Source organism: Treponema sp. OMZ 798 (assembly GCF_024181385.1).
Classification (GTDB): domain Bacteria; phylum Spirochaetota; class Spirochaetia; order Treponematales; family Treponemataceae; genus Treponema_B.
The window spans coordinates 365,101-391,962 of record NZ_CP051305.1; the positions used below are offsets into that span (position 1 = coordinate 365,101).

Below are 26,862 nucleotides of genomic sequence, written 5' to 3' on the forward strand. Positions count from 1 at the left end.
ATCAGTTAATGATGCCCGATAATTTTCCGTTTTAAGTTATAGAAACTTTCCCATTTTTTTGATATACTCACCCTTCCTATGAATGAATTTACTGAAGGTCTTAATCCCGAACAGTTTAAAGCCGTTACGACAATTAACGGGCCCGTGCTTATAATTGCGGGAGCCGGTTCGGGGAAAACACGCGTTATCACTTTTAGAATTGCCCACATGCTCGACAAGGGAATTCCTCAGTCTCAGATTTTGGCCCTCACCTTTACCAACAAGGCTGCTAAGGAAATGGCGGATCGGGTAAAGGAACTCACAGGTAAAAAACTTCAAAACCTGAGCGTGAGCACCTTTCACGCCTTTGGAGTCAAGGTCCTGCGTGCCCATATCGACAAAATAGGCTGGAGGAGCAACTTCAGTATTTATGACGAAACCGACCGCAATCAGCTGATTAAAGAATGCGGAAGAGAACTTAAATTCTCCGCGGATGCCTTGGATGTGTACAAGGTCGGTATTCTTTTTTCAAACATCAAAATGGGAAGAAAGGATTGGACAAACGAGCACGATTCTTACAAGGCTCTTTATAAAGAATATCAAGAAGGACTTAAACTTTATAATGCCGTAGACTTTGACGACCTTATAATGCTCCCCATAAAAATATTTAAAGAGCACCCCGAGGTCTTGGCGGAATACCGCGAAAGATACCAATATATAATGGTTGACGAATTTCAGGACACAAGTACACAACAATATAATTTTATGAAGCTAATCGCCGACAAAAATATCTGCGTGGTAGGAGATGACGATCAATCTATTTATTCGTGGAGGGGGGCGAGCTTTGAAAATATCCGCACCTTTGAAAAAGACTTCCCCGAAATGGTTGAAATAAAACTTGAGCAAAACTACCGCTCCACGGGCACAATCTTGGCCGCCGCAAACGGGGTAATTTCTCATAACGTAAACCGCAAGGTTAAGGCTCTTTGGTCGGAAAAAGATTCGGGCCGGCCCATCGAAATTTTTATCCCCGAAAACGAAGCTGCTGAAGCCGACTTTATTTCGGACATGATTTTAAGCTTAAAGCAAAGGGAAGGCTTTAAATATTCCGACTTCGGAGTTTTAATCAGAGCCAACAGTTTGAGCCGCCCCTTGGAAGAATCCTTTTTGGAAGTAAACATTCCGTATAGAATGTCGGGAGGAACGAGCTTTTTTCAGCGTAAGGAAATAAAAGACCTTATAAGCTATCTGCGTGTGGTTGCAAACCCTGACGATGATGTAAACCTCTTGCGCATTATAAACACGCCGAGGCGGGGTATAGGCAAAAAAACTCTCGAAACCCTTTCGGCCCTTGCAACCGAAAACGCCTGCTCGATGCGGAGTGCAATCCGCCTCCTCCTTGAAAATCCTCCTGAGGACATGAGGGGAAAGAGCATCGAGGACTTAAAGGAATTTGCCGAGCTTATAAGCACTCACCGCACCCATCTTCTTTCGGGAAAGGGCCTTGCTCAAAAGGTAAGAAAGCTCTTGGACGACATTGCCTATAACGAGTATCTTATCGCCGAATATCAAAAAAGCGAAAAGGCCGCCCAATTTAAAATGATGAATATCGAAAGTTTTTTACGCTCGATGGATGACTGGGAAAACAATCCCGACAACCGGGACGGAAGCCTCTACGATTATCTTAACCGTATTACCCTTTTAACCCGCGACGATACTGAAGAAGATAAGGGTGAGGTAAACATTATGACCATTCACTCTTCAAAGGGTTTGGAGTTTCCGGTCGTGTTTATTGCGGGTGCCGAGGACGGCCTTATTCCCCATGCGCGGAGTGTTGAAGAAAATGACGGAGATGTCGAAGAGGAGCGCCGCCTTTTCTATGTTGCCATTACCCGCGCTCAGCAAAAACTTTTTATCACAAGCTGCCGTCAAAGGCGGAAACAGGGAGGAATCGCCGAATGCGCTCCCTCTCCCTTTTTGGATGAAATTCCTGCCGACCTCGTCGAATACCACGAGCCCGATGCCCAAGCCGAAGAAGAACGCATCGCCGATATTTTCAGCCAAATGAAAAAGAAGTTTTCGATGTAGGGAAGGTTAGTTTATTTTCTTGTGAGGAAGTTTCTGAGAGTATAGTTTTATTGCCAACTTTGTATTTTTCTGTTATACTGTATTTATGAGTACACGCAAAATGCCTATCGGCGTTCAAAGTTTTGAAGTTATAAGAAAAGAAAATTTTGTCTACATAGACAAAACGGAGCTTGTTTGGAAATTAATAAATGCAAGCCGTGTTCATTTTTTAAGCCGTCCGCGCCGCTTCGGGAAAAGTCTCCTTCTTTCCACATTAAAGGCCTATTTCCTCGGTCAAAAAGAACTATTTAAGGGCTTGGCTATCGAAAAGCTTGAAGAGGGTGAAAAGGAAAAAAGAGAAATATGGCAGAAGTATCCAGTGTTCTACCTTGACTTTAATCTTTCAAAATACGAAACAAGGGAGGACTTGGAAGAGCTTTTAAATGTAAACCTTTCTTTATGGGAAAAAGAATATGGAACAGAAAAGTCCGAAACCGCTTTTTCAAGCCGCTTTGCAGGCCTTATCCGCCGGGCCTATGAAAAAACAGGTAAGCAGGTTGCCGTTCTCATAGATGAATACGATAAACCTCTCCTTCAAACAATGTGGAAGGATGAAACCCTAAACGAAACCTACCGCACAATACTTAAAGGCTTTTACGGCGTTATTAAAAGTTCCGATCAATATGTCCGCTTTGCCTTTTTAACGGGAGTTACAAAGTTCAGTAAGGTAAGCATATTCAGCGATTTAAACAATCTGCGGGATTTAAGCCTCTTGTCCGATTATTCTGCTATATGTGGCATTTCCCAAGAAGAACTTGAAGCAGGCTTCCTCCCTGAAATTGAAGCCCTCGCAGAAAAAAATGACTTGAGCTATGAGGAAACTCTTACAAAATTAAAGCAAAGATATGACGGCTATAAATTTTCTGAAGACGGAAAAAATATGTATAATCCTTTTAGCTTGTTAAATGTTTTTGCTGACGGAAAAATGCGGGATTATTGGTTTGCAACGGGAACTCCTACTTTTTTGGTGGAATATTTAAAAAAGGCCTATTATAATATTCCCGACCTTGACGGAAATGTAAAAATGAACGAGGCCGGTTTGGAAACTTATAGGGCAGAAGCTCTCAATCCCTTGCCCATACTCTTCCAAGCGGGCTATCTTACGATTAAAGACTATAATGATTTTTCTCGTCTTTACCGTTTAGGTTTTCCGAATGAAGAAGTGCGCTACGGATTTTTGGATAATTTACTGCCTGCCTATACCCCGATAAGAACCGATAAAACCGGGCTTTCTATTTGGGAATTTTATGAACAAATCGAGGCCGGAGATGTAGAAGGTTTTATGCAAAAGATGAGGGGAATAATTTCGGGTATTCCGTACGATAACTTAACGGAAAAAGATCTTGCCCTACGTGAGCAAAACTATCAAACGGCTGTTTATCTTGTCTTCGCTCTTATGAACCAATTTGTGCAAACTGAAGTTCATTGTGCAACAGGCAGAGCCGACTGTGTTATTGAATTTAAAGACAAGGTCTATATCTTCGAGTTTAAGCTTGCATCAAACGGAACAGCTGAAGATGCTCTACAGCAAATCAAAGAGAAAGGCTATGCCGATAAATATTCAGGAAGCGGTAAAAAGATAATAGCCGTGGGTTCAAGCTTTGATGAAGAAAAGAGAACTATCAAGGATTGGGCCGTCTCCCCCTTTACATAAGCCCTCAAAAGTGTTAGGCTCTTTCTCGTAAAAACTTAACACTTTTATGGAGGCTCTATGCACTATCTTGAAAGATTTAAAAAATATATTTCGATGGACACCAAGTCCAACGAAGAAAATGAATGTTGTCCCAGCACTCCCGGGCAGCTTGAACTTGGAAAATATCTTGTAAAGGAGTTGACCGATATGGGCTTAAAGGCCGAGCAGGACAAGCACGGCTATGTTTATTCGTCCCTCCCTGCAAACACCGATAAAAAGGTTCCCGCAATCGGCTTTATCGCCCACATGGATACGGCTCCCGACTTGGACGGAAAATGTGTCAATCCTAAGGTCTTTGTATATAAGGGCGGGGATATTAAACTCAACGATGAGTACACAATGACTGTCAAAGATTTTCCCTTCTTAAAAGAGCTTGAAGGACAGGAGATTATCACAACCGATGGAACAACCCTCTTGGGTGCCGACGATAAGGCGGGCATCACGATTATCATGGGGGCTATAGAATATCTTTTGGCTCATCCCGAAATTAAACACGGCGAAATAAAAATCGGCTTTACCCCCGATGAAGAAATAGGAAGAGGAGCCGACCTCTTTGATGTAAAAAAATTCGGAGCGGACTTTGCTTACACTGTAGACGGCGGCCCCTTGGGTGAGCTTGAATACGAAAACTTTAATGCTGCAAGCGTTAAGATTGAGATTCAGGGAAAGAATGTGCATCCCGGTTCTGCAAAGAACACGATGATTAACTCTCTTTCTGCAGCGCGTGAATTGGAGAACATGCTTCCCGAAGAGCAAAAGCCGGAATACACCGAAGGCTATGAGGGTTTTATTCATTTAACCTCTATCGAAGGCAGCGTCGATTTTACAAAGATGTCCTACATTATCCGCGATCACTTTATGGAAAGCTTCCTTCATAAAAAAGAGCTGATGAAGGCTGCCGTCGATTTTTTAAATAAAAAATACGGCAACATAATCAAGATGGAGATGAAAGATTCCTATTACAACATGAAAGAAAAAATCGAGCCTCACATGGAAATAATCGAGCTTGCAAAAAAATCGATGGCCGATGTAGGTATCGAATCCCATATAGTTCCGATAAGGGGAGGAACAGACGGAGCCCGCCTTTCTTTTATGGGGCTTCCCTGTCCTAACCTTTTTGCAGGCGGCTATAATTTTCACGGCCGCTTCGAGCTCATCCCGACAAAATCGATCGAAAAGGGAATTGAGCTTGTTGTAAAAATTGCAGAGAACAACGCCAAGTAGTTCTTTTAGCTTAAAAGTTTTAACGAAAATGTTTAGCGGGTCAGGAGAAAAAAATCTTTTTGATTTTTCCTGTCCCGTTAAATTTAAAGGCCTAATGCCTGATCTTGTTTCTTATCCTGGTCGAAGTAACTTCCAAAATAATAGCCGTTCCGAAAATAAGATAGGATATAAAGCCGACTTCACTCATATTAAAGTTTAAAGAGCCTGCCATAAAAAGCTCGTAACCTATTCCGCCGGCCCCTGCAGCAGCTCCTACAGCAACCGCATTTCCGAAGTTAATTTCAAATCTAAAGAAGCTCCACGAGATTAAATTGTTTATTGAAGCCGGGAGAACTGCCTGACTTATAATTTCGATGTAGCTTGCCCCGCAGGCTTTTAAGGCTTCGATAGTTTTTTTGTCTATGCCGTCAAAGCTTTCCGAAAAACCTTTTACGAGGTAGGCCGTGCTGTGAAAGCTCATACCGAGGACGGCGGCTTCCGCTCCGATGTTTGCGGTTACCGAAAAAATTAAAACCCAAATAATGGTCGGCACCGAGCGGATAAGGGACATTGCGGTTCTTACGATTTTTACAAGATACTTGTTTGAAAGATTTTCCGAGGCGGCTATTCCTAAAAAGAAGGCAAGCACAATTCCGAATACTGTAGTTAAAAGGGCAAGGCTTAAACTTACCAAAAGAGAAAAAAAGATTTCCGCATAAGAATATTTTTGCGAGAGCTTTGGGTAAATAAATAAATCTTTTGAATATTCCGTAAATTGTAAAAAGGCTTTTTGAATTCCGTAGTCCGGCTTTTCGATTTTAAATAAGGTTATGATTGTAAGGCAGGATAAAAAGGTGAGCACAAGTAAAATTAAAAGCCTTTGTTTTGAGAATTTTTTTATCTTTATTTTTTTGTTTGTCTGTCTGATTTTTTTTGCTTGTTCAATCATAGAAGAATCCGCCTTATTTTATTTGAAAGAATGTCGATGAATAAAACTACGATTATCAGGCTAAAAATAATAAGGCCTGCGCTGTTATACCTGAAACTTTTAAAATAAAGATTAAATAAAAAACCGATTCCCGTTCCGGTTAGAATCCCTATGAGGGCCGAGTCCCTCACATTTGTTTCGATCGTATATAGGAGCCATGAAACAAGGCCGGGTGCTATGCTTGGGAAGACTGAATTAAAGAGGGCAGGAAAATACGGAACGCCTGCAGCACGCAGGGCTGTAAAAGACTCCTCGCTTGTTTCATCTATCATCTCCTTAAAAGCCCTTACAAGATGCCCGAAGGTAATTATAAAGAGGGCTAAAAAGCCGGTAAAGTTATTTTGTTTAAACGAAAACAATAAAAGCATGGCCCATGCAACAAGCGGAATGTTTCTTAAAAAAGAAGCTGCCAAGGTAAGGCCTATTTTAAAGGGTTTATTTATGCCTGTGGTTTCGGAACCGAGGAGGGCAAGTACAATTGCAAAAAAGGCCGCTGCCGTAGTTGCCGAGGCTGCTATCACGCAGGTTTCGCCCAAGGTCTTTATTATAACCGGAGTGTGTTTTAAACTTTCACTGTCGGGGATAAAGTTTTTTATAAGCCAACCTATCGCAAGCGGAAATTTAAAAATTGCTCTAAGGTCTTTAAAGCCCGTTATATTCGCCGCAAAGTAATAAATTAAAATAAGGCTTAAAAGAATACAAATTGCTTTTAGTTTTTTTCTTGCAAAAAATATCTGCTTTTTTTCCCAAGAGTATGAGGCCGTTTTTTTATGATAATGCCTTCTATGCCTTTTTTCTTCTGCGTGAATTTTTAAATCGAACTTCATAAAGTCTTTTCTCCGCTGCATGTAGAAGAATTTGTAAAAATTTCTTTATGGAGGATTTCGTCATTTAAGGAATCAGGCCTTCCGTCAAAAACTATTTTGCCGCTATTGAAGGCTATTATTCTATCCGCATATTTTTTTGCGGCCTCCATTTGGTGAAGACTTATAAGGCAGGCTATTTTTTTTGTTACTGCAAATTCTTTAATATAGTTTAAAACTATTTCTGCAGACTGGGGATCGAGGGAGGCTATGGGTTCATCGCATAATAAAAGTTTCGGGTTTTGCATTAGGGCCCTTGCAATGCCTATCCTTTGCTTTTGGCCGCCGCTTAATTCGCTGCATCTTTGAAAGGCAAAGTCTTCCATGCCCACCGTCTTTAAAAGGGCAAAGGCTCTTTCTTTTTCTTCTTCGGTATAAAGGCCTAAGGCTCCGCGGTAGGACGGAATTGAACCGAGGCAGCCGTGGAGGACGTTTTCGACGGCATTAAGCCTCTCGACCAGATTATAGTTTTGAAAAATCATTCCTATCTTTGAGCGGTATTGTCTTAATGTTTTTCCTTTGAGTCTGTTTATTTTTTCTCCCAAAAAAATCACTTCCCCCTCATCCGGCTCAACCAAGCGGTTTATACATCGCAGCATCGTGGATTTTCCGGCGCCGGAGAGCCCTATTATTGCGGCAATTTCTCCTTCTTCTATTTTAAAAGAAATGCTTTGCAAGGCTCTTCGTCCTGAAGGATAAGTTTTTGAAATATTTTTAAGTTCAAGAATCACAAGGCTGACCTCCAAAAAAAATTAAAGACTCTTCCTAAGTTTTTTAGAAAGAGTCTCAGGTTAGCCGTCAAAATTTTTATGGCTAACCTTCGAGTTTTTCATAAGCCTTTATTCGTGCGGAGGGTTTAATACCCTGATGCTCTGCATCGGGGTTGTTGATTTTTAACGGCTTATGAAAAACATCGTAAATAAAGTTTAAGAGATTAGCACATTGTGGCATACATAACGGCTTTGATTGTATGCATGCGGTTTTCGGCTTCGTCAAAAACAACCGATTTATGAGATTCGAAAACCTCGTTTGTTACTTCCATTTCGGGAAGACCGAATTTTTTGTGAATCTCCTGACCCTTTGTTGTCTTTAGGTCGTGGAAAGAGGGGAGGCAGTGTAAGAAGATTGCATCCTTGTCTGCATTGTCCATAGCGGCCTTGTTTACCTGATAGGGCTTTAAAAGCTTAATGCGCTCTTCCCATACGCTGTCGGGTTCACCCATAGATACCCAAATGTCGGTATAAAGAACATGGGCACCCTTTGTTCCCTCATTTACGTTTTCTGTGAGGGTTACGCTTCCGCCTGTTTCGGCAGCGATCTTCTTTGCTTCGGCTACCAAGTCTTCGGTGGGGAAGAGGTGTTTGGGTGAACATGCAGTAAAGTGCATTCCCATCTTTACGCAGGCTATCATGAGGGAGTTGGCTACGTTGTTTCTGGCATCTCCCATGTATGTGAATTTTAGCCCCTTCAAATATCCGAAGTTTTCTTCGATTGTAAGAAGGTCTGCAAGCATTTGAGTGGGGTGGAAAAGGTCGGTCAAGCCGTTCCATACGGGGACGCCTGAATACTCGGCCAAGGTTTCTACAAGCTCTTGGCTGAAACCTCTGTACTCGATACCGTCATACATTCTTCCCAAAACGCGGGCTGTGTCTTCGATAGATTCTTTGTGTCCCATCTGTGAGGAATTGGGGTCAAGGTAGGTAACGCCCATCCCTAAGTCATAACCTGCAACTTCAAAAGAGCAGCGTGTTCTTGTGGAGGTTTTTTCAAAAAGAAGAACGATGTTTTTTCCTTCGAGGTATCTGTGAGGAATTCCTGCCCTTTTCATGTCTTTAAAATTTTTTGAAAGGTTGAGTAAATAGCGGATTTCGTCTGTAGTAAAATCCAACAATTTTAGAAAGCTTCTTCCGCGCAAGTTCTTTGCGCTCTTTCCGCGAATTTCTTTAAGCATAGTTTTAACTCCTTAAGATGCTATTGATGAATGAGAATAATATATCAGCTTTTGCAAAAATAATCCAGTACCTTTTTTATTCTCCTATTCTTCTCCAATGCCAACCGAATACGGAATGGGCATTGGTTACAACCATAAAGGCTTTAGGATCATTTTGGGCTAGATAGCTCTTTAGTTTTACAAAGTCCCGGCGGCTCATAACGGTTTGAATAACGGAGCGCTCTGCCTTTGTGTAGGCACCGGTTGCCTTGTAGACATTTGCCGAGCGACCGAGTTCTACCATAAACCGGCAAAGATCATCGGGTTTATCGGTGTTTATTATACAGTATTTACTTACATTAAGGCCGTCAATTGTCGAATCTATAACAAGCCCGTTTATGATAACTCCTACAAGAGAGAACAAGGCTATTTCGGTTCCGTAGGCAAAACCTGCAAAGACGGTGATGGTGAAGTCCGTAAGTAAGCAGCCCTTCCCCAAATCGAGGCCGAAATATTTTTGAAAGATCATTGCAAAAATATCGCTTCCTCCGGTAGATGCATATTGATTCAAAACTATACCTACGCCGCCGCCGTAAAGGATAACGGCGATTATCAGCTGTAAAAATTTATCGTTTACAATCGGTCCTTGCAGGGGAACTAAAATTTCCAAAAGCCATACGGCTCCTGAAAGTCCGAGGCTTGCACAAACCGTTTTAAGACCGAATTTGTTTCCGATGATTAAAAAGCCCAAGGCAAACAAAAAAATGTTTACCACGACAAGCAGTGCCCCTGTAGAAAGCGGCAGGTATTTTGACAATACCAAGGCCATACCGGTTGCTCCGCCCAAAGACAGTTTTGAAGGCAGCAAAAAGAAATGAATGCCTGATGCTATCATCAAAACTCCGCAAACAATGTAAAAAAAACTTAATAATTTTTCTTTCATCTTTTTTCCTTTAAAATAAAAATTAATCTATAGTTGTTATTTAAAATTGAAAATCCGCCAAGTCAAATCATCCGCTTATTTTTTTGCATCAAGAATCTTGGCTGCCTTTTTTTTCCATTTTCCCGAACAATAGTAAATGAAGGTTAAAAGACAGCCTGCAGCCGAACCGATAGAAACTGCCAACCAAATTCCGTCCGAGCCTAAGTATTTTGAAAGAAGAGCTGCTGCCGGTACCCTAAACACCCACATAGCCATCAGGGTTGAAATCATCGGGAAAACAGTTTCTCCCGCTCCGCGTACAACTCCATTCAAGGTAAAGGTTATCGTATTAAAAAAATATGCAGGGGCGACTATTATCAGGTATCGGGCTCCCAATGCGATTACTTCGGGATTGTTTACAAAAAGATGCATAACGCTTTTGCCGAAAATAACTATTGCAGTAGTAGCCGTAACCGTAATTCCGAGACCTAAGAGTAATGAAGCATGTAAGCCCCTTTTTACCCTGTCCAATTTTCCGGCTCCTATGTTTTGCCCCGTAAATGATGAAAGGGCAACACCGATATTTAGGGCCGGCATAACGATAAAACCGTCAAGTTTTCCTGCGGCCGAATAAGCTGCTGCCGTCTGTGTGCCGAAGGTGTTTACAATCGAAAGGAGGGCCATAAAGCCTCCTCCGACCAAGGCTTGCTGAATCCCTGAGGGGAAGCCCATTTTGACGGACTGTACACAGATAAGCTTATCGAACCTTAACTTAAAAAAGTTGAGTCTAAAAGCCTCATATTTTTTTCTCGAATACAGGATGAGCCAAAGGCATGAAACAAATTGGGCTATCACTGTTGCTATTGCAGCTCCTGCAATTCCCCATTTAAATGCTATGACAAATAAACAGTCAAGGCCTATGTTTATTATGGTAGAAATTATCAGGGCATAAAGAGGTGTCATCGAGTCACCGAAACCTCTCAGCATTGAATTGAAGGCATTGTATATAAACAAAAAAATCATTCCGCTAAAGATGAGCCTTAGATAAATAAGGGCTTCTTCAAAGACATCCGAGGGAGTGTTCATCATCTTTAAAATATAGGGCGCAAAAAAGATTCCTATGACCGTAACTATAAGACCTGCCCAAAACAAGATCAATATACTTGTTTGAATTACCCTGTCTATTTCTTCATATTTTTTTGCTCCTACAAATTGGGCTATTAAAATATTGCAGGCCATGGTAAAGCCTATGACAAGGGATATAAAAATAAACCATACCGGGAAGGAGATTCCTACGGCGGCAAGGGCATGGTCGCCTATGTTTTTTCCTACTACAATGCTGTCAACCACATTATATAATTGCTGAAAGATATTGCCTAAAAGCATCGGTAAGGAAAAAAGCGTTATTTGCTTTAGCTCATTTCCTTGAGTTAAGTTTTTCATAATTTGTGTCCTTATAAACTAAGAGGTTTATTTTGTTGTCATGTTTACGATATCGCTGTGAGTTGAGGCCGTTTCAGTATCTGCAAGAAGCATATTCATTCTTTCAACATACATCTTTGAAGGCTCATCATCCGGGGCAACTTCCAAACACTTGTTAAAAAGGTTAAGGGCTTTTTGATATTCCCTTTGCCGGTAAAAGTCGATCGCATTTTCAAATATGCCTACGAGCCTTACCATTTCGGCAGGGGCCTCCGATTTTACTGCCATAACATTGTAAAGCTGAACCGGAGTATTGATACCTACAACCCTTACGCGGTCGAGGCGGCGGCCTAAGAAAGCATCATTAGTTTCGTTCCATGTAGATTCGGATGCCAATATCCATGTGCCGTATTTTTTGTTTACACCTTCAAGACGGGCTGCAAGGTTTACGTCATTTCCCATAATCGTGTAGTTCATCTTTTTTTCGGTGCCCATGTTTCCTACAACCATTTCTCCGGTGTTTATTCCTATGCGCGTAAAGATGGGCATGGGAATGTCTCCTGCGTCATAAAGCTGCTTATTGAGTTCTTTTTCTGCCTGCTTCATCCTGATTGCGGCAAGGCAAGCCCTGTAAGCATGATCCGGTAAGTCTGTCGGCGCTCCAAAAAAGGCTACGATGGCATCTCCAATGTATTTATCTATTGTGCCTTTTTCATGTAGAATTAAATCGCTCATTTGTGTGAGGTAAACGTTTAAAACCGAAACTAAATGCTCAGGCGTAATTTTTTCCGAAAGGGTAGAGAAGGATTTTATGTCGGTGAACAGAGCCGTAATTCTTTTTTGTTCTCCGCCAAGAGTGAGTTTGTCGGGGTCGGAAATAATTTCGTTTACAACATCGTCCGAAAGATAAACACCGAAAGCCTTTCTTAAAAACCCCTTTTCTTTTTCGCTAAAAATAAAGTTAAGTAATAGAATGACTATAAAGCTTACAACTACCGTTATAACCGGAAGAAAGAGCTGTAAGTATATCTTTCCGAATACAAATAAAAGGATTCCTAAGGAAAGAGTTAGGCTCAATAAAACTATTCCTAAAATAACTTTTACAAAACCTCTTTCTATTTTCTTTAGCATAAAGGCCGTAAATATTGCTATTACAAAAGCAAGGATTATTGAAACCCATTTCGGAATCGGAGTTATAAAATCCTCATTCATAATAGTATTATAAATATTGGCATGGGTACCTACATTGGGATAGGACTTCCAAAAGGGGTTAACACCTAAATCGGAGGTTCCTACACCGCTGTAACCTATAATTGCAAAGGCATTGTTGCAAAAGCCGTTTATATAGTTTATGTGTTCCGAATAGTTTTTATATTCTTCTTTTGCATTTTTAAAGAGCTCTGCAACATAGGCATCTATATCGTCATATTGGTTTGATCCGCTCTGTTCTTTTATTTTTGCAAAAAGACCGTGTATTTCTTTATCGAAGTCTCCGCTTAAAAATTTGCTGTAGTGATCAAAAAAGGAATTACGCGCTGCGAAGTATTCTTTAAAATTTTGTTTGGATTTATTGAGAAGCTCTTTTTTCCACTCCCCAAGCCTTGCATATTCATCTTCCAGAGAACTAACCGCACTGTGATAAGAAAGATAGCCCTCCGATGTTCTGATTTGCAAATTTTTTATGGCTTCCAAAAGTGAAACTAAATTCTTTTCCATTATGTCGGCATAGGTAAGGGCATAAACCGATAGACTTTTAAAACTGCCGTTTTCGGGGTTGTCGGTATCGGCAAAGCGTTTTTTTAGCCAGTTGATTAAAAGGTTTCCATCCTCATCAAGAGGGATTATAAGATCCTTTCTTTTTTCCAAATCCGACGGGTCTTTTGCATTTTTTAAAATGAGTTTCCTGCCCGACCGGATAATTTTTTCCGGTTCAAGGATGTGAAGTATAGGTGTGAAAACCAGCTGGCCTATGTACTTGCCTTCATATTCCGTTAAAAGCGAAATGCGGCGGCGTACACCGTCTTCGTCTATAACCACGTTCGGAAATCCGGCTCCTCTTGCATGTTTGAGTATCGGCATAATGGCCGGAGCCATTCCGTACTCTTCATTTGCTGCCCTGCGGTTTGCCAATGTTTCTTTTTTTAAAAGACCTGCTTCATCTTCGATATTGGTAAACAAGAAATTGTTATAGGCAAAGTCTTTTAGCTCCTTTGTTTCGCCGCTTATGTTTATATTTACTGCGTTTATGGTTAAAAAAGCGTTTTCGAAAAATCCTGTTGCAGCTCCCATATAGGCGTCATTATCTCGAAACACATTATGTTTAATTGAGTCGGAAAGCTCATCAATTCTTGATTCAAAATATTCGGACATATCCTGTCCTATCGTTTTTACTTCCGAAAGCGGAATGTTTTTGGTTGCTACTGCATCCGAAAAATCTTTTATATATTCTCCGAATTCCTGACGGACGGCTGCATATTGTTTCGGTAATTCATGCTCTACATAGGTGTTGTTTGCACCCGTCCTTCCTGCGGACAGGTACTCAATATCGAAAACGGCAGCCTTACCGCCGGCTTCCTTTAAGCGGATTAAAACATCGGCTAAGACATCCCTCGACCAAGGCCATGAGCCGACTTGTTCTATAGAAAAGTCGTCGACATTTAAAAGAAGAATTTCGCTCTTTTCTTTGATTTCAGGTTTAAGTCTTAACATTGCATCGTAGACCTGATTTTCTATATTCCTTCCTAATTTAATAAAGCTGAAGGCCGTAAAAATTAAAAACATAATTATTGCTATTATAAAATTAAGATTATTTTGCAAAAAAACTGCAAATGCCGATTTACTCGTTTCTTTTTCGACCATAATTTCTCCTAATGCTTTATCAATTGAGGATTATAAATTTCATTATAATGTAAAAATTATTAAAAAACAAGCCTTTGTATCGATAGACTTTTATTATATTTTGAGGTATTATATTCAATAATATTACTTTTCATTTTTAAGGAGATATATAATGAAGATATTGGTTATCAACTGCGGAAGCTCTTCTTTAAAGTATCAGCTAATCGATATGACTAACGAAGATGTTTTGGTAAAAGGCCTTGTCGAAAGAATTGGGATTGAAGGTTCACGTATTAAGCACGAAAAAAAAGGAATGGATGCCGTTTTAATTGAAGAAAAAATGGATGATCACAAAAAAGCAATTCAGCTTGTTTTGGAAGCCCTCATCGATAAAAATCACGGCGTTGTAAAATCTATGGACGAGATTACGGCTGTAGGTCACAGGGTAGTTCACGGCGGAGAAGAATTCAATAAGTCCGTTCTTTTAGACGACAGGGTAATGGCCGGTATCAAAGCTTGTATCGACCTTGCTCCTTTGCACAACCCTGCAAATATTATGGGAATTGAAGCCTGTAAGGCTCTTATGCCTGATACGCCTATGGTTGGTGTTTTTGATACTGCTTTTCATCAGACAATGCCTGCCGAAAATTATATCTATGCTCTTCCCTACGAGTATTACGAAAAATACAAGATACGCCGCTACGGCTTCCACGGAACATCACACCGCTTTGTTTCGGAAAAAGCTGCCGAAACCCTTAAAAACACCTCACCGGATTTTAAGGTAATTACCTGCCACTTAGGAAACGGCTCCAGCTTGGCCGCTATCAAGGGCGGAAAATGTGTAGATACCTCCATGGGCCTTACCCCCCTTGAAGGTTTAGCAATGGGAACCCGCTCCGGAGACCTCGACCCTGCCATTCTTCCCTTTATTATGAACAAGGAAAAACTCTCAGCCGATGACATGAGCAATGTTTTAAACAAAAAATCCGGCGTTTTGGGTATTTCCGGTGTAAGCAGCGACTTCAGGGATATTGAAGCTGCCGCCTCTCAGGGAAACAAGAGAGCTCAGCTCGCTTTGGATGTCTTCTGCAACAGGGTTAGAAAATACATAGCTTCCTATGCAGCTCAGCTCGGCGGAGTAGATGCCTTAGTATTTACAGCCGGTATAGGTGAAAACTCTATCGAGCTTCGAGAAAAAATCTGTCACGGCTTGGAATTCCTCGGCGTTGAACTTGATTCCGAAAAGAACAAGGTAAGGGGAAAACTCACCGATGCAAGCAAGGCCTCATCAAAGGTTAAGGTGCTTATAATTCCTACAAATGAAGAGCTTATGATTGCTAAGGACACAATGAGCTTAGTAAAATAAAAATTAAATAAAAATAAAGCTTAACCAAAACAGACTATAGATGTTATCCGATAGTCTGTTTTATTTTGGAGGTTTATATGAAAAACAAAATTATATGTATCGCCTTTTTTTTGTTGACCCTAACTATTTTTGCCGATATAAGGGATGCGGTATGTATTGTAAGGCCAAATTATGATGAAAAAACTTTACAATTTATGAATGATGCTGCCGATGAGCTTGCAAAGGCCGGTTATGCGAATATTGCTGAACTTTTTGAAAATGCTAAAGACGGTGTTTTCGGTTCGGGATTCTTTATTCAGGGGCAAAATAAGAAAACCTATGTATTAACAAACTACCATGTTGCAGCCTATGCTTCTTCTCTTTCCCTTGAAGTTGAAAATATTGACGGTGCAAAGATTAAAATCGAAAATTGTCCTGTGGTAGCAATAGATGAAGAGTTGGATCTTGCAATAGCCGAGGTTAACGATAAAAGAGTAAAATCTTTTTTAAATTTTGCGGCTAAACTTCCTTCCGATGGAGCTGATGTCTGGTCCGCAGGTTATCCGGGGCTTGGAGGAAAACCGCTTTGGCAGCTTGGAAAAGGAACTGTTACCAATTCAAAGGCAAGGCTTAGTAATGCTGTTGATCCTAAAAAATCCTTTTTTATTCAGCATTCGGCCCCTATCGATTCCGGAAATTCCGGGGGGCCCCTTTTAATAAAATCTCCAAATTCCCCTAGCGGATATGAGATTATAGGCATAAATTCTGCCAAGGCCGTTTTTAGGCAATCTACCAATTTTGCAATTCCTGCAACATCAATTAAAAATTTCATCAATGCAAGAGTTTCTGGCGGAAGAGAACTAGCAGAAAACAATTTAAAAACAGCTTTAGATGAATTTGCACAAGCTTGTAAAAATTTTAAGATTGATAAAGAAGAGCAAAAAAATGAAGAAATTCTAAAACGGCTTCGAAAAATTGCAATGTATGTTTCTGAGGACTATGCCATAAATGAGGGATTGGATGCCTATAAGACAGCCTTGCGAAAAGCTCCTAAACTTTTTAGAACCGAGATTCTGGCTGCTTCAATACTTGGAAACCCAATAAACGGAATCAGAACAGCCCTTGCTTATGAAATATATAGTTCTATAAATCCCGAGGACAATTCATACAACCCTCAAAACGAAATTGATATTGCCGGATTAAAAAAGACCGGTAAAAATTATGAGTTTGTGCTTTATGATGAGGCTGCAAAATCAAAATTTTTTACCGTTTGGAAAAATAACCTCAACTTTTGGCAAATTGAAGACTCTAATTTAAACGAAGCACCTGAAGCAAAGCCTTCTGAAAAAACCGGTAAAAAGGCCAAAGAAGAAAAGCAAAGTACCGGCGGTTCTTTTATTTCTATCGAAGAGATTCCGACAAAAATGAGAATATACGCAGCCTATACAGGTTTAAAAAAGGATACCGGCTGGACATCAGGATTCTCCTTAGGGTATCTTTATAGCTTTAAATATTTAGAAATAGGTTTCTCAGGAATTATCGATAAACCTAGAATTCTGCCCGATTTTTCTTTTAGTAAGCCGCCTAAAATCGGTTTCGGAATGGGACCGGAATTACGGCTTCAGCTGCCCCTTAATATTAAGGATACACTATATATCGCTCCTCAAGCCTTCGTAGGCGGGGGTATATTTGTACCTCCCTTTGAGCCATTTCTTCAATATGGCGGAGGAATCGAGGTTGTACCGGTAAGTTTTACAGCCGTATCATTCGGTATTGAGTGCCTTGTCAGGTCATATATTAAAGAAATAAAAGAAACAAATATAGGAATTCGCGCAAGTATTTCGGTGCGTATATAATAAATATTAGGAGATTAATTATGGAATTGAAAAAGAATTCTATCAAGATTGCCGCATCGCTTATATGCTGTATAGGCTTAATGGTGCTCCTTAATTCATGCCTTTTTTTGGCTTTAGGAGGCAAGGGTGTGACTGAAGGAGAAGCCGGTATCAACGGTGAACAGGTTAAATTAAAAGATTTGGTAAATTCAGATAAGGAATGCCTTGTATACGGTTACTTGAATGTGGGAGGCTTCCATACATATGCTCAGATGGATACTTCAAAAGAGCCTATGTTGCTTTTGCCTAAATCTTTTGGAGGCGGAGTTTTTGCTTTTCCTCCAATGGATAAAGGTTTGAGTTTTCAGCTTTTGGAAATGAATTATAGTAACTGGTTTACTAAAACCACCACAAATTTCACACCCGGTCTGGGTAGAGCAGGTAATATAACATTTATTACCAAGAAAACCGGGTTACAGTTTATCGGGGCTTATGACTTCATAATTAGCGGTTCTACAGCCTCTCTTTCTCTTTACCCGCGTGAAGAACAATCCAAGTACGAGTTAAAATGTTTGAATAAAATGAAGAGTAAGTTTAAAAATACTAAGTGGGAAGCTTTTATTGACAAAAGAATAAAGGAGATTGAAAATGAAAAATAGAAAGTACCTTTTATTATTTCTTATTGCATTTGTGAATATTGCAGTATTTGCAGCCGATAAAAAGCCGCCAAAGCCTCCTGCAAAAAGTGAAGTTGTTATTGTTTTTGCGCTAAAAATTAAGCCTGAGCCTAATACGGATTTCTTTTCAAATTATGTGTATGCTGTTGATTCTAGGTTGGAAACAAAGGACTCGCGAAATGCAAAGGATAAAATAACTATTAAAGCTTCAAACCGTAGGACTCCTATTTTAGGTTTGATTGACGAAGATGCTAAAAAAATTGAATTTGCTATGATAAAGCTGCCTTTTGCTTATGGTCAAAGGTATATCAATGTTGAGTCTTTACAATACCATTTTGCAGGTGCTGAAGCTCTTAGAATAACTATCCCTTTAAATGGAAGACTTGAAGTCCCTGAAGGTGTAAAATACGTTTACATCGGAGATTTTGTCTGCAAATGTTCTCTTCCGTTTTATGATATAACTGATGTCAAAAAAATCGATAATTTTGATGCTGCTGCTAAGGCATTGAAGACAGTATATGGAAAAGATGCTGAGCTTGAAAGACTTCCATTGATTCCAATAGAGAAAAAATAAAACTCTTTTAAACTGAAAACGAAAAAAGGCGGGGCTTTAAACAAGACCCGCCTTTTTTTAATAAGCTTTTATCTGTCAGATAAAAACGCTAAACCTTATTCTACAACAGCAACCAAATCATTTGATTTTAAAATCAAATGATCTACACCGTCGATTTGAATTTGAGTTCCGGCATATTTGTCGTGAATAACTTTTTGTCCGACTGAAACCTTAATCTTTTCTTTGTCGTCTCCTACAGCTGCAACAACACCTCTTTGTGTTTTTTCTTGAGCTGTATCCGGAATGATGATTCCTCCGGCTGTTTTTGTTTCTACGGCATCCGGTTTTACTAAAACTCTGTCTCCTAAGGGTTTAACTTTCATCAAAAGACCTCCTGAAAAATTAAAAGAACACAAAAACCTGTTTTGTGCCTTTTTGGCACTCTTTTTTGTGTTTTATTTCGGGTTGTGTCATTTCAGTACATCTATCCCGAATACCATAAAATATAAGAAAAAAAAGCCAAAAAGGCAATAGGTTTTGATTATTTTCGGTCTCAGATATTAAATTCTGTAAGTATATATTCATTATAAACTTATGGAATTAACCCCTTTTTTTTCTAAGTTAAAAGTATTTTTTTTAGCATATTTTTGTCTTAGCATGATTTTTGCTTGTATATATCGGAGGCCGAAAAAGCTTCCCGATTTTATACAAGGAGTTAAGTTATGTATAACAGGACAAAAAACAATTATGACGCAGAAAAGAATTCGTTGGCTACTTATTTAAAAGAAATAAATCAGATCCCGCTTTTAACTGCGGAAGAAGAAATAAAATATGCTAAACTTGCCGAAAAGGGAGATGAATATGCCAAAAATATGCTGGTAAATTCAAACTTGCGTTTTGTGGTAAATGTAGCAAAAAAATATCAAAATCAGGGCCTTCCTCTTATGGATCTTATCAGTGAGGGAAACATAGGTTTGATGAATGCCGCTGAAAGATTTGATGTCTCGAAGGGCTATAAATTTATTTCTTACGCTGTTTGGTGGATTAAACAGTCTATCTTAAAGGCTATTTGCGAAAAATCAAGAATGATACGCCTTCCCTTGAACAGGGCAAATGAGCTTGTTCAAATCGAAAAGGCAAAAAAGGAAATCGACTTTGCCGGAAACGAAGCTCAGGAACTCAATGAAATTGCAGGCATCTTAAATATGAACAACTCTATGGTTCATACGATTATGAATGCCGCCCGCGATCCTATTTCGATTGATGCTCCCGTTTTTGATGAACCCGGAAGCTCCAGTATAAACGACTTTTTACAGGATGAAACTCATCAGATGCCTGAAGAGTATGCGATGGACATGAGCCTTAGAGATGAGGTAGACGAGCTGCTTAAAAACCTTGATGAAAGGGAAGCGGAGATAATCCGCTATCGTTTTGGGCTTGGAGGTTATGCTCCTCTTTCATTAAAAGAGGTAGGGCTTATCTTTAATCTTACAAAAGAAAGAATCCGCCAGATTGAAAAGAAGGCCTTGCAGCAGCTTAAAAAGCCTGCCGAAAAACAAAAACTTGCCGTTTACGTTGCGTAAACGATTTACGTTGCTTAAACGGTTTACATAAAAATCTGTTCCATATGATGCGGGGCTGCCGGAAGGCAGCCCTTTTTTGTAAGCTAAACCTTCGATTTACTCCATAATGTACAAAACGGTTTCCATGTTGCCGCCGCGGAGGCCGTGTTTTTTTAAGACTGCATCCTTATTTTGCTTACAAAATATTTTTTCAAATTCTTTTTTGCTTGTGATAAAGCCCAGCTTCCAATCAGGGAAGTGCCGGGGGATTTCTGCCATCCTCTTGTAAAGCTCAAAGGCTTCTTCCTCGCTTCCGAGCCTTTCACCGTAGGGCGGGTTGGACAAAAGGATGCCGCTTTCGTATGGGGCTTCCAATTCGGAAAAGTCCGATTGAATAAAATCGGGCCTCTCAATGTGATGGGTAATGCCGGCTGCATGAAGTTCCCTTCCTGCGATTATACAGGCCCTCTCGGCATTGGCCTTTGAAAGAGAAACGGCTTCTTCCGAAATATCCGAGCCGGTTATCCTTGCAAGGCAGTCGGTGCGCACCTGCGAGGCTGCTTTTTCTTTTTCTTCTTTTAAAACGGATTCTATTTTTTCTTTTTCAAAACAGATAAAGTTTTCAAAGGCAAAGTGACGGGCGATCCCCGGCGGAATATTATAGGCATACCAAGCCGCTTCAATCGGGATGGTGCCTGAGCCGCAAAAGGCATCGTGGAGAGGAATCTTTCTTTTCCATTGCATGAGCCGGATTAAAACCGCAGCCAAGGTTTCCCTCATGGGGGCTGCTCCTCCGCTTAAACGGTAGCCCCTCCTGTAAAGCGGTTCTCCGGACAAGTCCAGGCAGACATAGACATTATTGTTTTCTATATATATTCGAATCATAAAACGGGTTCCCGTTTCGGGGAGGGAGTGCATATTCCATTTTTTGCACAGCTTGTCGCAGACAGCCTTATGCACGATGGATTGAACGGCATGTTCCGAAGAAAGTTTGGACTTATAGGTGCGCACCTTATCGATGGTTATGCGGGCATCCCGCGGAAAATAATTATGCCAGTCTATCGAAAAGACCAAATCAAAGAGGTCATCAAAATTTTCGGCCTTTGCGGTATTAATGAGCATAAAAACCCTGTCGGCCGTGCGTAAAAAATAATTTGCCTGAAAAAAGGCTAAAAGGGAATCCTTTTCTTCCGACGTAAAAAACACCCTTCCGGGTAATCTATTATAGGGCTTAAAACCTAAGATTTTTAATTCCCTCGTAAGAACAGGTTCTGCACCTATGGCGCATAAAGCAATAAAATCATTCATAGTACCTCGCAGTATAGCATTTTTTACGAATTTTTTATATACTTTTTGTATAAAATAATCGACTTAAATTTGGAGAAAAAATGAAGAACATAAAAAAACTTTTGCCCGGGATTTTGACCCTTTTATTCCTTTTTTGTTTTTTAAGCTCTTGTGCCACAAAGAACTCTAACTTAAAAGACGGGGCGGAACCTAAGGCCGTTTTAATCAAGCATCCGGAAAGGATGTTTTGGGAAATAAAAACGGATGAAGCTTCAATTTATATTTTGGGAACGATTCACGTTGCAGATAAGGATTTTTATCCCCTGGAAGATAAGATACTTGAGACCTTTGATAAGGCCGATAGGCTGGTAAGTGAGTTGGGCGGACTTCCTGAAATGAATTCTCTTCAAGAAAAGTTACAGGTAAGAATGCTTCAAAACATGAATCTTAATCCCGAAAAAGATTTGTCTAATTTTTTATCCGAAGATGAAATAAATGTCGTTAAGCAGGAATTGGGAGAAGGTATTGCTGCCCCTCTTTTTAAATTTAACCCGTGGATTCTTACAATAACTTTAAACCAAATCCTATATACAAAGGCTGATCTTGAGCCTCAAAACGGTATAGATATATATCTTATAAACCGTGCCGGTGAAAGAAAAATTGAAGCTCTTGAAACTATTGATGAACAGCTGGATATCTTATCATCCGGAAGTTTTGAAGAACAAATTTATGATCTTAAAAAAACTATAGATGATTTACAAAATGCCGATAAAACCATTGACTTCCTGACCAAATTAAAAAGACTTTATCTGGAAAACAATAGCGAGGACTTAAAAGATTTTATAGGTTCTCTTTTAGATATGAGTGAGGGTATACCTCATGATGCCCTGTTAAAAGTCCGAAATATTGTGTGGGCAGAAAAGTTTGATCAGTATCTTAATGAAGGCGGAACAAGCTTTGTATTTGCAGGTATTGCTCATTTTTTGGGCGAGGACAGTGTCTTTGAACAAATGAGATTAAAAGGAATTTTAGAATAAGATGAAAAGGATAATCGTTTTTTTTGCTGTTTTGATGCTTTGCTTTTTGTCATGCAAGACAAAGCAAATTCAACCTACAGGAGCCTATGTGCAGCTGACAGACAAGGCTCAAATATCTTTTAAGGACCTTCCCTGTACTGTTTTCTTTTCGGACGGTACCCAAGAAAATTATATTACAAATGAAGACGGCAAAGTTATAGTTCAAGTTATCGAGGGGCGTCTAATAACGAAGGTCGTATATGATTTTTCCGGGTATAAGAGACCTGAGGGTAGACTATTGGCAAAGGAAGAGTTTTCGATAATAAGAAAACTTAAAACAAAACCCAAGTCTCTGATACAGGAATTCGATATCAATCTTGAGCCGCACAAGGGAATGCAGCTCATAATAATATTGGACGTGTTTGATATTTAACTGTTTAATTTCGAGCTTTTTATTTATTAAAAATTTCTTCCGGCTCTAAAAACCTTCCGGCAAAGCGGTATGCTTTTTTCCAGTACTTTTCGTCAAGGGATGAAATTATTACGCCTGTATGTTTGCCCTGTGATGCCGCATGGATAAATTGCCTATTTCCTATGTAAATTCCTACATGAGATAATTTATTTCCTACAGTATAAAAAAATAAAAGATCACCGGGTTGAACCTCTTTGTTTGGAATGCGTTTTGCAAAGTCCGCAAGGCCTCTTGTACTCCGAGGTATGGTTATTTCAAGGCCGTCAAGGGCTGAGCGGTATACAAAGCCTGAACAATCCATCCCTGCCTTAGTGGTTCCTGCATATTTATATGGAGTTTTTAGATATTTATATGCAGCATTTATAAAATCAAGACGCGGGGATTCAGGCGGTTGAGCCCCAAAGATCATACATCCGTTTAAAAAAAAGCTTAAAACAATAAAAATAAATATTTTTTTCATAAATTCTGCAACCTCTTATCTCTTATCGGGTCTAACTATAAGAGAATTTAGCTAAATTTATTTATAAAAGGAAGATCTTATGGCAAATCTTAATAAAAAGCCCTGGGCTTTTTTGGATGAGTGGAGAGGTAAAAAATTTAAAGGCGAGTGGCCGACCCTCCCTGAAATGTTTGAAATTACCGCAGAACGGTATCCTAAAAGAAATTGTTTTACGGTATTTGAACCCGATCGTATTACCCTTTCATATGCTGAAAGTTTAAAGGTAATCAGAGACTTGGCTTATTGGATGACCGAAAACGGAGTTACAAAGGGAGATCATGTTGCCGTTTCAGGGAAAAACTCCCCCGAATGGGCTGTCGTATATCTGGCTGCTCTCTTTGCAGGGGGAATAATAATTCCTATAGACTACGGTCTTCATAATGAAGAGATTGAAACCTTATTAAAAACTGCAAAGCCCAAAATGTTCTTTGTGGATGAGGAAAAATTCGGCTTTTTTGAAGAAAAAGCAAAAACCGAGGCTTATGTGGGTTCACTTTATTCTTTAAGTAAAAAACATCCCGAAATTTATGTATATAACTTAAAACCCAATGGTACGCCTGAGCTTGCAAAGGCTGAAGAAGGCGATACGGCTGCCATCCTTTTCACCTCAGGTACGACGGGAAACCCCAAGGGTGTTATGCTTACTCACAAAAACTTTGTTTCCGACTGCTATATAGCCCAGTCTAATTTAAATATTTATCACACGGATGTATTCTATGCTCTTTTGCCGCTTCATCACTCGTATACGATGCTTGCGGTATTTATCGAAGCTCTTTCGGTTGGTGCAGAATTGGTTTTCGGCAAGACTCTTGCCGTATCAAAGATGCTTGCCGAGCTTAAAGCCGGAAAAATCACGATGCTTTTGGGCGTTCCGCTCTTGTTTAATAAACTGCTTGCAGGTATCTTCAAAGGCATAAAGGCTAAGGGTGCCGTAGTTTTCGGTATTATCAGGGCCTTGATGGGAGTTTCTTACTTCTTTAAAAAGGTATTTAAGGTAAATATCGGCAGCAAGCTCTTCCACGGCATTTTGGACAAGGCCAGCTTAGGAAATGTGCGTATCGCTATCTGCGGAGGCGGCCCCCTTGCTCCCAATGTATGCAGGGCTTATAACGAGTTCGGTATCGACTTTGTTCAGGGCTACGGTTTGACTGAGACCTCCCCCATTGTTGCTCTTAATCCCAAGGAACACTTTAAGATAGCCAGTGTCGGACAGTATTTTATTTCTTATATGGAAATGAAAATCCTCGATCCGGATGAAAAGGGAATAGGCGAGGTTGCTGTAAAGGGGCCGATGGTTATGCAGGGCTACTACAACATGCCTGAAGAAACAGCCGAAGTGCTTTCACCCGACGGCTGGTTTAGGACAGGAGACCTCGGCCGGCTGGATGATGAGGGCTATCTCTATCTTTGCGGACGGGCTAAGAACCTCATAGTTACTGCCGGAGGAAAAAACGTCTTCCCCGAAGAAATTGAGAACATGTTCCAGCTTTATTATAATGAGATTGAACAGATTACAGCTGCGGGTTATCAGGCAGAAGAAGGCGAGGAAGTTGAAGCCCTTGTTTATCCCTCGGATGAACTTTATAAAAAGCTCAATATGACACGCGGCACAAGCGAAGGCGATGCAGCCGTTCAAAAAGAAATCGATGCCATTATCGAAACTGTAAATAAGAAGCTTTTACCTTATCAGCGGATTACAAAGACAACTTATCTGTCCGAACCGCTTGAAATGACCACAACCAAAAAAGTAAAGCGTTTTAAGAAGTAGGTAGTTATAAAAAGGAACCTCTAAGAGCTTCAGTTTTTTAGAGGTTCCCATATCTTTTAAGATGGAAAGATGTTTGAAATGGGCCTTGCAATATGCAGCAAAACCATGTATACTAAACACCAATGATATGGAAACGCCCGGACAGCAGTTGCAAACATTCTCACCAAAAAATTACAAAAAGTTTTGAAAAAGCTCTTGACATAAAGTACCGCATAGGGCAAGCTTCACAGCTGATAGGTGCCTGTGCTCAGATAAATTTACAATCAAACACAAACAAATTTACTCACATAAAGTACCGCATAAGGGCCGTAGTACGCTTTTATGCGTTTTTTATATTACACCGCAAGGAACGCAAAGCATTGAGCTTTGCTCAAGTTCGCAGAGGATTATTAAGGAATGTCTTATAAAGACTCTATTAAAACCTTTTGTGTCCTTGGCGTGCTCGGCGGTTAAATTAAAAATTAACTTTGACAGGAGGAATTTATGACAAAGTTTAAAACAAATAAGAAGAAAGCAAAAGCCTTCACAGTTAAGGGAGCCGCGGTGCTCATCACAGCCGCAATATTGGCAGTAGGGCTGCTTTTTACCGGCTGCCCCAATAGTGCGGGCGGTTCGGGCTCAGGCAGTTCCGGCGGAGGCGGAACGCCGCCCACGCCGCCCAATGTAGGTTCTGTTGAAGATACAGGCGACGGCTTTATAAAAATAATACCGCCTGCAAACGGCATCACAGGCGTTGCCCCTAACTACGACTTACCCGGAAGTGAAGCTTGGTGGAAAGGCGTATTCCGTGCAGGCCGAAAGGTAAAATTAAGCCCCTACAAGCTCGGCAAGACGGAGGTAACGTATGAGTTATGGCATTCTGTACTCAAATGGAATACTGATAATGCTAAGGGATACATCTTTGCCAATCAGGGCAGGGAAGGAAGCGGCGGAGGTGAAGGAACAGCCCCCACAGATGAAGGGAAAAATGAGCCTGTAACGACTATAAGCTGGAGGGACTGCATTGTGTGGTGTAATGCGTATACGGAAAAAGAAAAAGGAATAGACGCATGTGTATACCGCAACAAAGACAATCACGATTTGGTATTAAAAGACGCAACGGCAGAAGCTGCTTGTGATGCAGCCTATGCTGAGATGAGTAAAAAAGGCTTTAGACTTCCGACTGAAGCCGAGTGGGAGTACGCAGCCCGTTGGCAGGGAAGCGATAAAACAAATGCGGCACAATACGGCGATGTATGGCTGACCAAATTGAACAGTGCAAGCGGAGCGAAAAAGCCCATAGGCTTTAGTGGTCTGACCTTACCTGAAGGAGAGACTTGGGAAAGTTTACGTGATGAAGTTACGAGGGTAGCGGTGTATGATGAATGGTGGGACGGAAGTAATTGGGTAGACCAACCAACAGAGGTAACTAAGACGGCTGCAGTTAAAAGTAAAGCTGCGAATGCTATTGGATTATACGACATGTCGGGAAATGTTTGGGAATGGTGTTTTGACTGGTATGGCAGCATAGGAGCAGGAGAGGTTATCGATCCTCAAGGGGCCGCGTCGGGTCTTAACCGCGTCTTTCGTGGCGGCAGTTGGGTCAACTACGCGCTCGACTGCGCTGTAGGCGTACGGGACTACGGCAGTCCTGGCCGCAGGAACGGCATTCTTGGCTTCCGGCTGGCTTGGTGCCCTTGAGTTCACGCATTTGTGCGTAGGCGGGTAAGCAGTGGAGGGCGCAGCGTAAGCCGCCCGTAACGGCGCACCTGCCAAAGCACAAATGCGTAGATGCGGTGCAGTACATTTTTTGAAGCAAAGATGAAACTGCACTGAGTAGCCGCTTTAGCGGCTCGAAAATTTTTGAGTAAAAAACGGTATGGACTTTATAAGGTGGTGCGTCG

General features: G+C 40.6%; 23 protein-coding genes. 13 read left to right on the forward strand and 10 right to left on the reverse strand.

Annotated elements, in window-relative coordinates; all coding sequences use genetic code 11:
• Nucleotides 1-78 precede the first annotated feature (78 nt).
• The 3 genes from E4O07_RS01765 (at nucleotide 79) to pepT (ending at nucleotide 5,023) form a co-directional block, all read left to right on the forward strand.
• Complete coding sequence (locus E4O07_RS01765; RefSeq protein ID WP_253686952.1) at nucleotides 79-2,067, forward strand: ATP-dependent helicase; 1,989 nt, start codon at nucleotides 79-81, stop codon at nucleotides 2,065-2,067.
• 85 nt (nucleotides 2,068-2,152) lie between these two features.
• Nucleotides 2,153-3,760, forward strand: a complete 1,608-nt coding sequence (locus E4O07_RS01770) for an ATP-binding protein (protein ID WP_253686953.1) — start codon at nucleotides 2,153-2,155, stop codon at nucleotides 3,758-3,760.
• A gap of 57 nt (nucleotides 3,761-3,817) precedes the next feature.
• Nucleotides 3,818-5,023: a peptidase T gene (gene pepT / locus E4O07_RS01775; RefSeq protein WP_253686954.1), complete on the forward strand. Its 1,206-nt coding sequence runs from the start codon at nucleotides 3,818-3,820 to the stop codon at nucleotides 5,021-5,023.
• Between the two features lie 91 nt (nucleotides 5,024-5,114).
• On the opposite strand, the gene E4O07_RS01780 is transcribed toward pepT, so the two are convergent.
• The 7 genes from E4O07_RS01780 to E4O07_RS01810 form a co-directional block, all read right to left on the reverse strand.
• The gene (locus E4O07_RS01780) at nucleotides 5,115-5,951 is read right to left on the reverse strand and encodes a PhnE/PtxC family ABC transporter permease (protein ID WP_253686955.1); all 837 of its coding nucleotides are present in this window, start codon (nucleotides 5,949-5,951) and stop codon (nucleotides 5,115-5,117) included.
• Nucleotides 5,948-6,817: an ABC transporter permease subunit gene (locus E4O07_RS01785; protein WP_253686956.1), complete on the reverse strand. Its 870-nt coding sequence runs from the start codon at nucleotides 6,815-6,817 to the stop codon at nucleotides 5,948-5,950. Before E4O07_RS01785 ends, E4O07_RS01780 begins: the two co-directional genes overlap by 4 nt.
• Nucleotides 6,814-7,584 (reverse strand): phosphonate ABC transporter ATP-binding protein, encoded by a 771-nt coding sequence (gene phnC / locus E4O07_RS01790; RefSeq protein WP_253686957.1) that lies wholly within the window; start codon nucleotides 7,582-7,584, stop codon nucleotides 6,814-6,816. Before phnC ends, E4O07_RS01785 begins: the two co-directional genes overlap by 4 nt.
• A gap of 203 nt (nucleotides 7,585-7,787) precedes the next feature.
• Complete coding sequence (gene argF, locus E4O07_RS01795) at nucleotides 7,788-8,804, reverse strand: ornithine carbamoyltransferase (protein WP_253686958.1); 1,017 nt, start codon at nucleotides 8,802-8,804, stop codon at nucleotides 7,788-7,790.
• A gap of 76 nt (nucleotides 8,805-8,880) precedes the next feature.
• On the reverse strand, nucleotides 8,881-9,726 hold the full coding sequence (locus E4O07_RS01800; protein ID WP_253686959.1) for a YitT family protein: 846 nt from the start codon (nucleotides 9,724-9,726) through the stop codon (nucleotides 8,881-8,883).
• 75 nt (nucleotides 9,727-9,801) lie between these two features.
• Nucleotides 9,802-11,148, reverse strand: a complete 1,347-nt coding sequence (locus tag E4O07_RS01805; protein WP_253686960.1) for an MATE family efflux transporter — start codon at nucleotides 11,146-11,148, stop codon at nucleotides 9,802-9,804.
• A 27-nt stretch (nucleotides 11,149-11,175) separates the two neighbouring features.
• On the reverse strand, nucleotides 11,176-13,986 hold the full coding sequence (locus tag E4O07_RS01810) for a CHASE2 domain-containing protein (protein ID WP_253686961.1): 2,811 nt from the start codon (nucleotides 13,984-13,986) through the stop codon (nucleotides 11,176-11,178).
• A 151-nt stretch (nucleotides 13,987-14,137) separates the two neighbouring features.
• Here E4O07_RS01810 and E4O07_RS01815 point away from each other — a divergent pair, with 151 nt between their 5' ends.
• The 4 genes from E4O07_RS01815 to E4O07_RS01830 all read left to right on the forward strand — a co-directional run bounded on the left by E4O07_RS01815 (nucleotide 14,138) and on the right by E4O07_RS01830 (nucleotide 18,396).
• Nucleotides 14,138-15,331 (forward strand): acetate/propionate family kinase, encoded by a 1,194-nt coding sequence (locus E4O07_RS01815; RefSeq protein ID WP_253686962.1) that lies wholly within the window; start codon nucleotides 14,138-14,140, stop codon nucleotides 15,329-15,331.
• 77 nt (nucleotides 15,332-15,408) lie between these two features.
• Complete coding sequence (locus E4O07_RS01820) at nucleotides 15,409-17,166, forward strand: S1C family serine protease (protein WP_253686963.1); 1,758 nt, start codon at nucleotides 15,409-15,411, stop codon at nucleotides 17,164-17,166.
• 20 nt (nucleotides 17,167-17,186) lie between these two features.
• Entirely contained in the window at nucleotides 17,187-17,804 is a 618-nt protein-coding gene (locus E4O07_RS01825; RefSeq protein WP_253686964.1) for a hypothetical protein, read from the forward strand.
• Nucleotides 17,794-18,396, forward strand: a complete 603-nt coding sequence (locus E4O07_RS01830) for a hypothetical protein (RefSeq protein WP_253686965.1) — start codon at nucleotides 17,794-17,796, stop codon at nucleotides 18,394-18,396. The genes E4O07_RS01825 and E4O07_RS01830 overlap by 11 nt, the downstream gene beginning before the upstream one ends.
• 95 nt (nucleotides 18,397-18,491) lie before the next feature.
• Here E4O07_RS01830 and E4O07_RS01835 read toward each other — a convergent pair whose 3' ends face one another.
• A complete protein-coding gene (locus E4O07_RS01835) occupies nucleotides 18,492-18,758 on the reverse strand; it encodes a co-chaperone GroES (RefSeq protein ID WP_253686966.1) in 267 nt (88 codons plus the stop codon).
• A gap of 339 nt (nucleotides 18,759-19,097) precedes the next feature.
• Between E4O07_RS01835 and E4O07_RS01840 the strand changes: the two genes are divergently transcribed.
• Complete coding sequence (locus E4O07_RS01840) at nucleotides 19,098-19,958, forward strand: sigma-70 family RNA polymerase sigma factor (protein ID WP_253686967.1); 861 nt, start codon at nucleotides 19,098-19,100, stop codon at nucleotides 19,956-19,958.
• Between the two features lie 96 nt (nucleotides 19,959-20,054).
• Here the strand turns inward: E4O07_RS01840 and E4O07_RS01845 are convergent, their stop codons facing one another.
• Nucleotides 20,055-21,245 carry a THUMP domain-containing class I SAM-dependent RNA methyltransferase gene (locus E4O07_RS01845; RefSeq protein ID WP_253686968.1) on the reverse strand — a complete coding sequence of 397 codons (1,191 nt, stop codon included), beginning with the start codon at nucleotides 21,243-21,245 and terminating at the stop codon, nucleotides 20,055-20,057.
• Between the two features lie 80 nt (nucleotides 21,246-21,325).
• On the opposite strand from E4O07_RS01845, the gene E4O07_RS01850 reads away from it, so the two are divergent.
• A complete protein-coding gene (locus E4O07_RS01850; protein ID WP_253686969.1) occupies nucleotides 21,326-22,261 on the forward strand; it encodes a TraB/GumN family protein in 936 nt (311 codons plus the stop codon).
• Between the two features lies 1 nt (nucleotide 22,262).
• On the forward strand, nucleotides 22,263-22,673 hold the full coding sequence (locus tag E4O07_RS01855; protein WP_253686970.1) for a hypothetical protein: 411 nt from the start codon (nucleotides 22,263-22,265) through the stop codon (nucleotides 22,671-22,673).
• A gap of 19 nt (nucleotides 22,674-22,692) precedes the next feature.
• On the opposite strand, the gene E4O07_RS01860 is transcribed toward E4O07_RS01855, so the two are convergent.
• A complete protein-coding gene (locus E4O07_RS01860) occupies nucleotides 22,693-23,172 on the reverse strand; it encodes a C40 family peptidase (RefSeq protein ID WP_253686971.1) in 480 nt (159 codons plus the stop codon).
• Nucleotides 23,173-23,251: 79 nt separating this feature from the next.
• Here E4O07_RS01860 and E4O07_RS01865 point away from each other — a divergent pair, with 79 nt between their 5' ends.
• From E4O07_RS01865 to E4O07_RS01875, 3 genes are all read left to right on the forward strand, one after another.
• A complete protein-coding gene (locus E4O07_RS01865) occupies nucleotides 23,252-24,979 on the forward strand; it encodes an AMP-dependent synthetase/ligase (protein ID WP_253686972.1) in 1,728 nt (575 codons plus the stop codon).
• A gap of 122 nt (nucleotides 24,980-25,101) precedes the next feature.
• Nucleotides 25,102-25,386, forward strand: coding sequence for a hypothetical protein (locus tag E4O07_RS01870; protein ID WP_253686973.1), 285 nt, complete (start codon nucleotides 25,102-25,104; stop codon nucleotides 25,384-25,386).
• Between the two features lie 76 nt (nucleotides 25,387-25,462).
• Nucleotides 25,463-26,659 (forward strand): formylglycine-generating enzyme family protein, encoded by a 1,197-nt coding sequence (locus E4O07_RS01875; RefSeq protein WP_253686974.1) that lies wholly within the window; start codon nucleotides 25,463-25,465, stop codon nucleotides 26,657-26,659.
• The last annotated feature ends 203 nt before the right edge of the window (nucleotides 26,660-26,862 follow it).